We start from the raw sequence: 8,855 nt of genomic DNA, 5'->3' as shown, positions 1-8,855 counted from the left end.
AGCTGCCGAAGACCCGCTCCGGCAAGATCATGCGCCGCCTGCTGCGCGACATCGCCGAGGGCCGCGAGGTCGGTGACACCACCACCCTCGCCGACAGCACCGTGATGAGCCAGATCCAGGCCCAGCTCCCGCCCTCCGGCAGCAACGACTGACACACGCCGAGAACGGCTGAACAGGCCGACGCAGTGCACGCACTGAGCAACACCTGCGCGCGCTGAGCAACGACTGAACGCGCCGACGCAGTGACCGGGGCCCCGGGCGGACACCACCGCCCGGGCCCCGTCGTCACACCCCCCGACAGGCGATCAGGACCTCACGGCGATCGCGGCGTCGCGCTGGACGACCAGGGTGCGCAGCGCCTTCTACGCACGGCGGACGAAGCCCGGGCCGCGCGTCGCCCGGGTCCCGGAGCACCGTCGGCCCCACCTGGGCCCGCGAACTGTACCCGACGAAGGCGGCGGACCCCCGAGTCGCGCTGCCCTGGAAGCCGGGCGGCACCCACGACCGACGAGAGGGAGGCGTTCACCCGACTGCACGCGGCTGAGGCCGTTCGGGTACCGGACCGCTGCTCCTCAGGAGTGCAGACCGACCCGGAGGGCTTAAGTCCTTGAACAGGACAATCCGGAAGTCATCTGAACGTCCCGCTAGACTGTTAAGGACGCATCAAGATCCTTGAGCAGGAATCCGGGCGTCACAGGGCGCGCCGGGAAGTCTGGTCGGCAAACTGCACCACCCGTGCAACCGTTGCCGCCCAGCCACTCAGGAGGTCCCGCGTGACCGACCAGCCGCCCGTCCACAAGCCGACGACCCGCCGCCGGCAGCTTTTCGGCCGGCTGTCACTGCCCGAGCGCACCTTCATCACCGACGCCCTGCGCACCGAGACGGTCGGCGGCGTGCTGCTGCTGACCGCCACCGGGGTCGCGCTGATCTGGGCCAACATCTGGCCGCACTCGTACGAGAGCGTGCTCGATTACACCATCGGTCCGTCCGCCCCGCTCCACCTCGACCTCACCCTGGCCAACTGGGCCAAGGACGGCCTGCTGACGATCTTCTTCTTCGTGGCCGGCATCGAGCTCAAGCGCGAGTTCGTCGCGGGCGAGCTGCGCAGCCCGAGTGCCGCGCTGCTGCCGGTGATCGCCGCCGTCTGCGGCGTCGCGCTGCCCGCGATCCTGTTCGTCCTGGTCAACTCCGGCAGCGGCGGCCACCCCGGCGGCTGGGCCATCCCGACCGCCACCGACATCGCCTTCGCACTCGGCGTGCTGGCCGTGGTCGGTAGTCACCTGCCGTCGGCGCTGCGCGCGTTCCTGCTCACCCTGGCGGTGGTCGACGACCTGATCGCGATCCTGATCATCGCGATCTTCTACAGCTCCGGCATCACGTTCTGGGCGCTCGGCCTGGCCTTCGCCGGCCTGGTGCTGTTCTGGTTCCTGCACCGGCGCGGAGTGAAGGGCTGGTACCTGTTCGTGCCGCTGACCGTGGTGGTCTGGGCGCTGATGCACGAGAGCGGCGTCCACGCCACGGTGGCGGGCGTCGCGATGGGCCTGATGCTGCGCTGCCACCGGGAGGGCGACGAGGAGCACTCCCCCGGCGAGCACATCGAACACCTGGTCCGCCCGATCTCCGCCGGGCTGGCCGTCCCGCTGTTCGCGCTGTTCTCGGCCGGGGTGACGATCTCCGGCCCGACGCTGCGCGAGGTGTTCACCCAGGCCACCCCGCTCGGCATCGTGATCGGCCTGCTGGTCGGCAAGACGGTGGGCATATTCGGCGGCACCTGGCTGGCCGCCCGGTTCACCCGGGCCGAGCTGAACCCGCAGCTCAAATGGGCCGACCTGTTCGCCGTTTCGGTGCTCGCCGGCATCGGCTTCACCGTCTCCCTGCTGATCAGCGAACTGGCCTTCCAGGACAACCCGGCGCTGGCCGACCGCTCCAAGACCGCCGTCCTGGTCGGCTCGCTGCTCTGCGCGCTGGTCGCCACCGTGCTGCTCAAGCTGCGCAACCGGCACTACCGCGCGCTGTGTGAGGAGGAGGACCGGGACACGGACGGCGACAGCATCCCGGACATCTACTAGGGGGACGACCCGGCCTGGCGCGCACGGGTCTCCGAGACCACCAAGGACCTACCCGGCGAGCCCCCCGAACCGGGCCGCTGAGACCCTGGAGGCCCTCCCCGGGCCTCCCCGAAGGCCCTCCCGAAGGCCGTCCCGGAAGCCCTCCCGAAGGCCGCCCCAAGAGGCTCGGAACGCTTCCGCAGCTGGGACACGCCCTTCCAGCGGGCCCCGGAGTGGTGTCCGACTGACCGGTAGGGGCATGATTCTGAGCTGTCGACAACCCACTGACGCCTCCGGAACCCCCACCGGCACCGGAACCGCACCCGCGACGGCGTCACGCCGCAGCAGCCGCAGAGGAGAACCGCTGATGCCCGCAGGAGCCGCAGACCCGTCCAGCAACGGCCGGGCGCCCTACGAGGGCGAGCGTTCGGTGGGGCAGCTGTTCGCGGCGGCCACCGCCGACCTCACCTCGCTCGTCCACGACGAGATCGCGCTCGCCAAGGCCGAGATCAAAGCGGACGTCAAGCGCGGCGCCACCGGCGGCATCTTCTTCGCCGTCGCCGGTGTGATCGGCCTGGCCGCCATTCCGATGGCGAGCATCGCGCTCGCCTACTTCATCCACTGGCTGGGCGTGCCGCTGGGCGGGGCGTTCGCCCTCTCGGCCCTCTTCCACGTGCTCGTCGCCGCGCTGGTCGCGTTCGTGGCCGTGCGCATCTTCAAGAAGATGCAGAAGCCGGAGCGCACCATCGAGGGTGTCCAGAAGACCGCCGAGGTGCTGAAGAACGTCCGGCCGCGCCCGGCCACCCAGGAGGAGATCGACCGGGGCCTGGGCCGCATCCCGTAACGGCCCCCGACCCGCGGCCGCAGGACCCGCAGGACCCCGCCGGACACGTACTCGGACCCACCGACAGCGAGTGCCGGGCACGTGTCCGGTGCACGGATGTGACACGCTCTCGGTATGCCGCTTGACCAGAAGCCCGCGCCCGCGCAGCCGTCCGCCGACTCCGGCTCCGACTCCGACTCCGAGCTGGCCCCGGGACAGGAACCCGGACCGGAGACCGCTGGACCGGAGACCGCCGGACAGCAGCCCGGCCAGGAGTCCGCCGATGACGCCCCCGGCATCGGACGGCACGGCGGCGGGGCCGCTGCGGAGGCCTGGGGCATCCGGCAGTCCGGCCCCTGGAGGCACCGCGACCTCGCGGCCAACGGCGCCCGCTTCCACATCGCCGAGCTGGGCTCCGGCCCGCTGGTGCTGCTGGTGCACGGCTGGCCCGAGTACTGGTGGGCCTGGCGCCACCAGCTGACCGCGCTCGCCGCGGCTGGCTACCGCGCGGTGGCGCTCGACCTGCGCGGCATCGGCGGCAGCGACCGCACCCCGCGCGGCTACGACCCGGGCAACCTCGCCCTGGACATCACCGGTGTGATCCGCTCGCTCGGCGAGCGCCGGGCGCACCTGGTCGGGCACGCCTCCGGCGGGACCCTGGCCTGGGTGGCGGCGGTGATGCGCCCGTCGGTGATCCAGAGCCTCACCGTGGTCTCCGCCGCGCACCCCAGGGACCTGCGCCGGGCACTGCTGACCGACCGCAAGCAGATGGCCGCCTTCGACCACGTGCTGGGCTTCCAGCGGCCATGGATACCGGAACGCCGTCTGGTGGCCGATGACGCCGCGCTGGTCGGGCGTTACCTGGACGAGTGGACCGGGCCGACCAAGCTGGACGAGGCGGCCGTGCACGCGTACCGGCAGGCGATCCAGATCCCCAGCACCGCGCACTGCTCGATCGAGCCGTACCGCTGGTTGCTGCGTTCGATGGCCCGGCCGGACGGCATCCAGTTCGCCCGGCGGATGAAGAAGCCGATCACCGCGCCGACCCTGCACGTCCAGGGCGCCTCGGACCCGGTGCTGCTGTCACACACCGCGCTGGGCGGCGGCGAGTACGTGGCGGCGCCGTACCGCTGGCGGCTGATGCCGGGGGTCGGGCACTTCCCTCACGAGGAGGCGCCGGAGGAGTTCACCGCCGAGCTGTTGGACTGGGTGGGCCACCACAAGGAGTGACCGGACAAGGGGCCAGTCCGGCCCCTCGGGAGGGCCGTTGGCCCCAACTCCCCCGTCGTGACGTCCATATGACAGACGCATAGGCCAATTTCAGCGGAACCGGCGCGGTTACCCCCACCGGCCCAGGGGCATCCATTCCGGTATGACCTGGATGCCCGATCGCGGCGGCGCCCCGCGCGGCCGACGCCACAACAGCCCCCAGCGCTCCGTGCCCCGCCCGGACTGGGCGGAGGACCTCGGCTTCGACGGCCTCGACGGCCGCCAGCGGGGGGCGCAGCGGCAGCTCGGCATCCCGCGCATCCTCGGCCGGCGCGCCCGGTGGGTGAGCGCACGACTGCGGCGCGAGACCTGAGGCCTCGCGCCGCTCAGCACAGTCGATCAGCAGCCGGTCAATTGGTGATCGGCGACAGCGCGGTGAACCAGAGCAGGACGAAGGTCGCCACCGACATGATCGGCACCAGCACCTTGGTCTCGACGCTGTTGCCGCTGCGCTTGATCAGCACGATCTCGTAGCGCTCCTTGTGCGGCCACAGCAGCGGCGCGCCCTTCTTGGTCAGGCAGTCGCCCAGCAGGTGCGCCAAGGTGCCCAGCCCGACCGCGTACGGCAGCCAGCCGGGCGAATTGGGCATCCAGGTGTTCATCCCGAAGGTGCCGAGCGCGGACAGGCCGATGACGGTGATCCACGCCTCCGGGCCGTTGCTCGGCGGGCAGAGCCGCAGGGCCCGGATCGCGAGCGCCAGCAGGAAGAACGTCAGCCCGAGGGTGAAGTAGCGGCCCAGGAAGGTGACGCCGGCCCAGGTGCCGCCGCCCATCAGCGCGACGAACAGCAGCGAGTGGGTGGCGTGCCGGTGACCGCCGGAGGCCCAGGCGACGAAGCGGCAGAGCGCCTTGGAGACCGGGCCGAGGAAGTTGGCGATCGAGCCGTCGTGATGGTCGAGGTCCGGCAGCAGGGCCGCCCCGGCGCACAGCACCGTGCCCATCAGTATGTCCGCCGGCTCCAGCTTGGTGTGCAGCAGCAGCGGGGGCAGGAACGGAGCGGACGCCGCGTACAGCATCGCCCCGCTCACCGCGTGCGAATGACCCATCATCGGACTACCACGACCTCCCGTTGAGCTCACTCCGGGACGGCGCCCGGTTAAGCCGAACGGGTGAGCGGGGCCGAAACTACCAGAGCGGACTGACGGTGCGACGGATCCCGCACCGACGAAACGATCAGCGTCAGGACGAAACGGCCAGCGTCAGAGCGCGCAGCCCTGGGTGTCCACCCGGGTGTTCGCGGCGCTGCCCGCCTGTGCGTCCTCGCGCACCTCAGCCGAGGTCAGTACGTACCCGGTGTCGGCGCTGTCCAGGGACTTGGCGAACACCACGCCGAACACCTGGCCGTCCGGGGTGAGCAGCGGGCCGCCGCTGTTGCCCTGGCGGACCAGCGAGCGCACCGAGTAGACGTCGCGCACCACCTGGCCGCGGTGGTAGATGTCCGGGCCGTTGGCCTGGATGCGACCGCGGATGCGGGCCGGCTGGACGTTGAAGGCGCCGTTCTCCGGGAAGCCCGCGACGATCGCGCTGTCGTTGGTCTTGGCCTCGCCCGCGAAGGTCAGCGGGGGCGCGTTCAGCTTGGGCACGTCCAGGACGGCGATGTCGCGCTGCCAGTCGTAGCGGACCACCGTCGCGTCGTACAGCTGGCCGACGCCGCCGATCTGCACGGTCGGCTCGTCGACACCGCCGACCACGTGGGCGTTGGTCATCACCCGGTGCGGGGCGAAGACGAAGCCGCTGCCTTCCAATGTCTTGCCGCAGGAGGTCGCGGTGCCGACCACCTTGACCAGGCTCTGCCGGGCCTTGGCCACCGCCGCGCTGCTGGCCAGCGCCGGATCGGGGGTGTCGACCTGGGTGATCGGCTCGTGCTCGAAGGGGTTGAAGACCTGCGGGAAGCCGTTGCGGGCGAGCACCTTGGAGAAGTCGGAGAACCAGTTCGGCGCGTCGCCGGGCAGCGCGTCCTGGACGCCGCCGAGGATCGCCGAGGAACGGACCTGCTTGGAGACCGTGGGCAGGGACGTGCCGGCCAGCGCGGAGCCGATCAGCCAGGCCACCAGCAGCATGGAGATCACGTTGACCACCGCGCCGCCGGAGGCGTCCAGCACCCGGGCCGGGCGGCGGTCGATGTGTCCGCGCAGCTTCCAGCCGAAGTGCGCGGTGATCGCCTGGCCGATCGCGGCGAGGGTGATCACCACCACGACGGCCACCACCGAGGCCGTGGTGCCGGGGCTGAGGTGGTCGAGCAGCAGCGGCAGTAGCTGGACGGCCAGCAGACCGCCGCCGAGGAAGCCGACGAGCGACAGGACGCCCACCACGAAGCCCTGCCGGTAGCCCGAAATGGCGAATCCGACGGCGGCGAGGATCAGCAGCACATCCAGGACGTTCACCCCGACACCCTCCCACGCTTCGCGGACCGGCCGCGCCGACGACCCGTCACGAGGTGCCGGCGTCGCTGCCCGGCAGGGCGCGGGAGTGTTCGAGGTCACCCTGGACCAGCGCGAGTGCCTCGTCCGAGAGGTCGACGACCCGGGACGGGTCCCAGGGCAGTTCCAGGCCGCTGTGGTGCAGCACCCGGTCGATCACCCCGGCCGTGAACCCCCAGACCAACCGCCCGGCGACCGCGAAGGCCGGCCCGACGTGCCCGGACGGGTGCCGCAGCCGGACCCGGTTCGCCGGGTCGGCCAGGTCGGCGATCGACACCCGGAACACCGCGCCGGTCTCGCCCAGGTCCACCGGGCGCACCGGCGACTCCTCGCGCCACCAGCCCAGCACCGGGGTCACCACGAAGCTGCTCACCGGGATGTACAGCCGGGGCAGCTCCGCGAAGACCTGCACCCCGGCCGGGTCCAGGCCGGTCTCCTCCCAGGACTCGCGCAGCGCCGCCGCGATCGGGCCGGGACCGTCCGGGTCGCCGTCCTCCGGGTCCAGCGCACCGCCCGGGAAGGACGGCTGGCCGGCGTGCGAGCGCAGCGAACGGGCCCGCTCGATCAGCAACAGGTCCGGACCGTCCGGTCCCTCGCCGAACAGCATCAGCACCGCCGCCGCCCGACCGCCCTCACGCGGCGGCAGGAAGCGGCTCAGCTGCTCCGGCAGCACCCGCTCGGCCGCGTCCCGGACCGGCTCCAGCCAGCCCGGCAGGCCGTTCCTCTCGATGGCCCCCTTGATCATGCGCCCACCACCAGGTCCGCGACCCGCCCCTGGTGGGCAGCGGCGTCGGCCCGGGCGGCGGCCTCGCCGGGGAAGTCCGACGGCGGCTTCAGGCGTTGGCCGGGCTGGCCGCCCATCTCGTACTTGAGCAGCTTGCGGGCCTTCTCCGGGTCGGTCTCGCCCTCCCCGTACGCGGGGCAGAGCGGTGCGATCGGGCAGGCCCCGCAGGCGGGCTTCTGGGAGTGGCAGATCCGGCGGCCGTGGAAGACCACCCGGTGCGAGAGCATCGTCCACTCCGACTTCGGGAAGATCTCGGCGACGGCCAGCTCGACCTTCACCGGGTCCTCCTCGGTGGTCCAGCCGAACCGCCGGGCCAGCCGCCCGAAGTGGGTGTCCACGGTGATGCCGGGGACCCCGAAGGCGTTGCCGAGGACCACATTGGCGGTCTTGCGGCCGACACCGGGCAGGGTCACCAGGTCGGCCAGCCGGCCCGGGACCTCACCGCCGAAGTCGTCGCGCAGCGCGATCGACAGGCCGATCAGGGACTTCGCCTTGTTCCGGAAGAACCCGGTCGGGCGGATGATCTCCTCCAGCTCCTGCGGGTTGGCCGCCGCCATGTCCTCCGGGGCGGGGTACCGGGCGAACAGCGCGGGCGTCGTCTGGTTCACCCGCAGGTCCGTCGTCTGCGCCGACAGCACGGTGGCCACCAGCAGCTGGAACGGGTTCTCGAAGTCCAGCTCCGGGTGCGCGTACGGGTACAGCTCCGCGAGCTCCCGGTTGATCCTGCGCGCCCGCCGCACCATCGCCAGCCGGGACTCGGGCTTCCTCGGCTTCGCGACCGTCTTGGCCGCGGTCTTGGCCGCGGTCTTCCGGACCTTGCTCTCTGCCATGCACGAAGGCTACGCCGCCGAACCGATCGGCCGGGTAGGAACCCGTCAGCGCGGGAGGTCCGTTCGGACGGACCGGCGGCAGCGGTGGGCCTCGCCGGTCAGGCCTTCACCGGTCACGGAACTCCCGGTTCGTGACCGTGGGCCTGACCGGCGCCGGTCCCGGGGGTCGCTCGGACACATCCGGCCGGACGGCCCAGGGCCGGGACGGCCCGGAGCCTGAATTGGCTCCGGGCCGCACTGCCAGCCCTCGGATCGCCGTCGCCCGTCAGACCTTCTGGAGGCGGAAGGTCAGAGCCAGGCCGTCATCCGTGAAGGGGGAGCCGTACGCGTCGTCCCCCTCGCCCTGCAGGTAGTCGGCGGCGAGGACCTCCTCGGCGATGAGGGTCGCGTGGGCCGTCAGGGCCTCTGCGGTTTCCGTGGACGTGGAGGTCCAGCGGAGCGCGATCTTGTCGGCGACGTCGAGACCGCTGTTCTTCCGGGCCTCCTGGATGAGACGGATCGCGTCCCGGGCGAGACCGGCCATCCGGAGTTCCGGCGTGATCTCCAGGTCGAGGGCGACGGTGGCGCCGGAGTCGGAGGCCACCGACCAGCCCTCGCGCGGGGTCTCGGTGATGATGACCTCGTCGGGGGAGAGGGTGATCGTCTCGCCGTCCAGCTCGACGCTGGTCTGGCCGTTGGCGC

The 8,855-nt window shown here is 71.8% G+C and carries 9 protein-coding genes; 4 read left to right on the top strand and 5 right to left on the bottom strand.

Annotation, left to right across the window (positions count from 1 at the left end; all coding sequences use genetic code 11):
- The first annotated feature begins 773 nt into the window (after window positions 1-773).
- The 4 genes from nhaA (at window position 774) to ACWC9T_RS39600 (ending at window position 4,453) form a co-directional block, all read left to right on the top strand.
- A complete protein-coding gene (nhaA, locus tag ACWC9T_RS39615) occupies window positions 774-2,069 on the top strand; it encodes a Na+/H+ antiporter NhaA (RefSeq protein ID WP_449825894.1) in 1,296 nt (431 codons plus the stop codon).
- A gap of 346 nt (window positions 2,070-2,415) precedes the next feature.
- Window positions 2,416-2,892, top strand: a complete 477-nt coding sequence (locus tag ACWC9T_RS39610; RefSeq protein ID WP_449825893.1) for a phage holin family protein — start codon at window positions 2,416-2,418, stop codon at window positions 2,890-2,892.
- Window positions 2,893-3,006: 114 nt separating this feature from the next.
- Window positions 3,007-4,101, top strand: coding sequence for an alpha/beta fold hydrolase (locus ACWC9T_RS39605; protein ID WP_449825892.1), 1,095 nt, complete (start codon window positions 3,007-3,009; stop codon window positions 4,099-4,101).
- Window positions 4,102-4,243: 142 nt separating this feature from the next.
- Window positions 4,244-4,453, top strand: a complete 210-nt coding sequence (locus ACWC9T_RS39600; protein WP_449825891.1) for a hypothetical protein — start codon at window positions 4,244-4,246, stop codon at window positions 4,451-4,453.
- 37 nt (window positions 4,454-4,490) lie between these two features.
- Here the strand turns inward: ACWC9T_RS39600 and ACWC9T_RS39595 are convergent, their stop codons facing one another.
- The 5 genes from ACWC9T_RS39595 to ACWC9T_RS39575 form a co-directional block, all read right to left on the bottom strand.
- Window positions 4,491-5,189, bottom strand: a complete 699-nt coding sequence (locus ACWC9T_RS39595) for a metal-dependent hydrolase (RefSeq protein ID WP_449825890.1) — start codon at window positions 5,187-5,189, stop codon at window positions 4,491-4,493.
- A 150-nt stretch (window positions 5,190-5,339) separates the two neighbouring features.
- Window positions 5,340-6,524 carry a MarP family serine protease gene (locus tag ACWC9T_RS39590; RefSeq protein ID WP_449825889.1) on the bottom strand — a complete coding sequence of 395 codons (1,185 nt, stop codon included), beginning with the start codon at window positions 6,522-6,524 and terminating at the stop codon, window positions 5,340-5,342.
- Window positions 6,525-6,570: 46 nt separating this feature from the next.
- Entirely contained in the window at window positions 6,571-7,305 is a 735-nt protein-coding gene (locus ACWC9T_RS39585; protein ID WP_449825888.1) for an NUDIX hydrolase, read from the bottom strand.
- Window positions 7,302-8,174, bottom strand: coding sequence for an endonuclease III (gene nth, locus ACWC9T_RS39580; RefSeq protein ID WP_449825887.1), 873 nt, complete (start codon window positions 8,172-8,174; stop codon window positions 7,302-7,304). Before nth ends, ACWC9T_RS39585 begins: the two co-directional genes overlap by 4 nt.
- A gap of 265 nt (window positions 8,175-8,439) precedes the next feature.
- On the bottom strand, window positions 8,440-8,855 hold a 416-nt coding region (locus ACWC9T_RS39575), incomplete at its 5' end, for a DUF5915 domain-containing protein (protein ID WP_449825886.1).

It is taken from the genome of Kitasatospora sp. NPDC001159 (genome assembly GCF_053598235.1).
The sequence above is the reverse complement of the archived record's forward strand: the minus strand, read 5'-3'. Positions and strand labels throughout refer to the sequence as shown.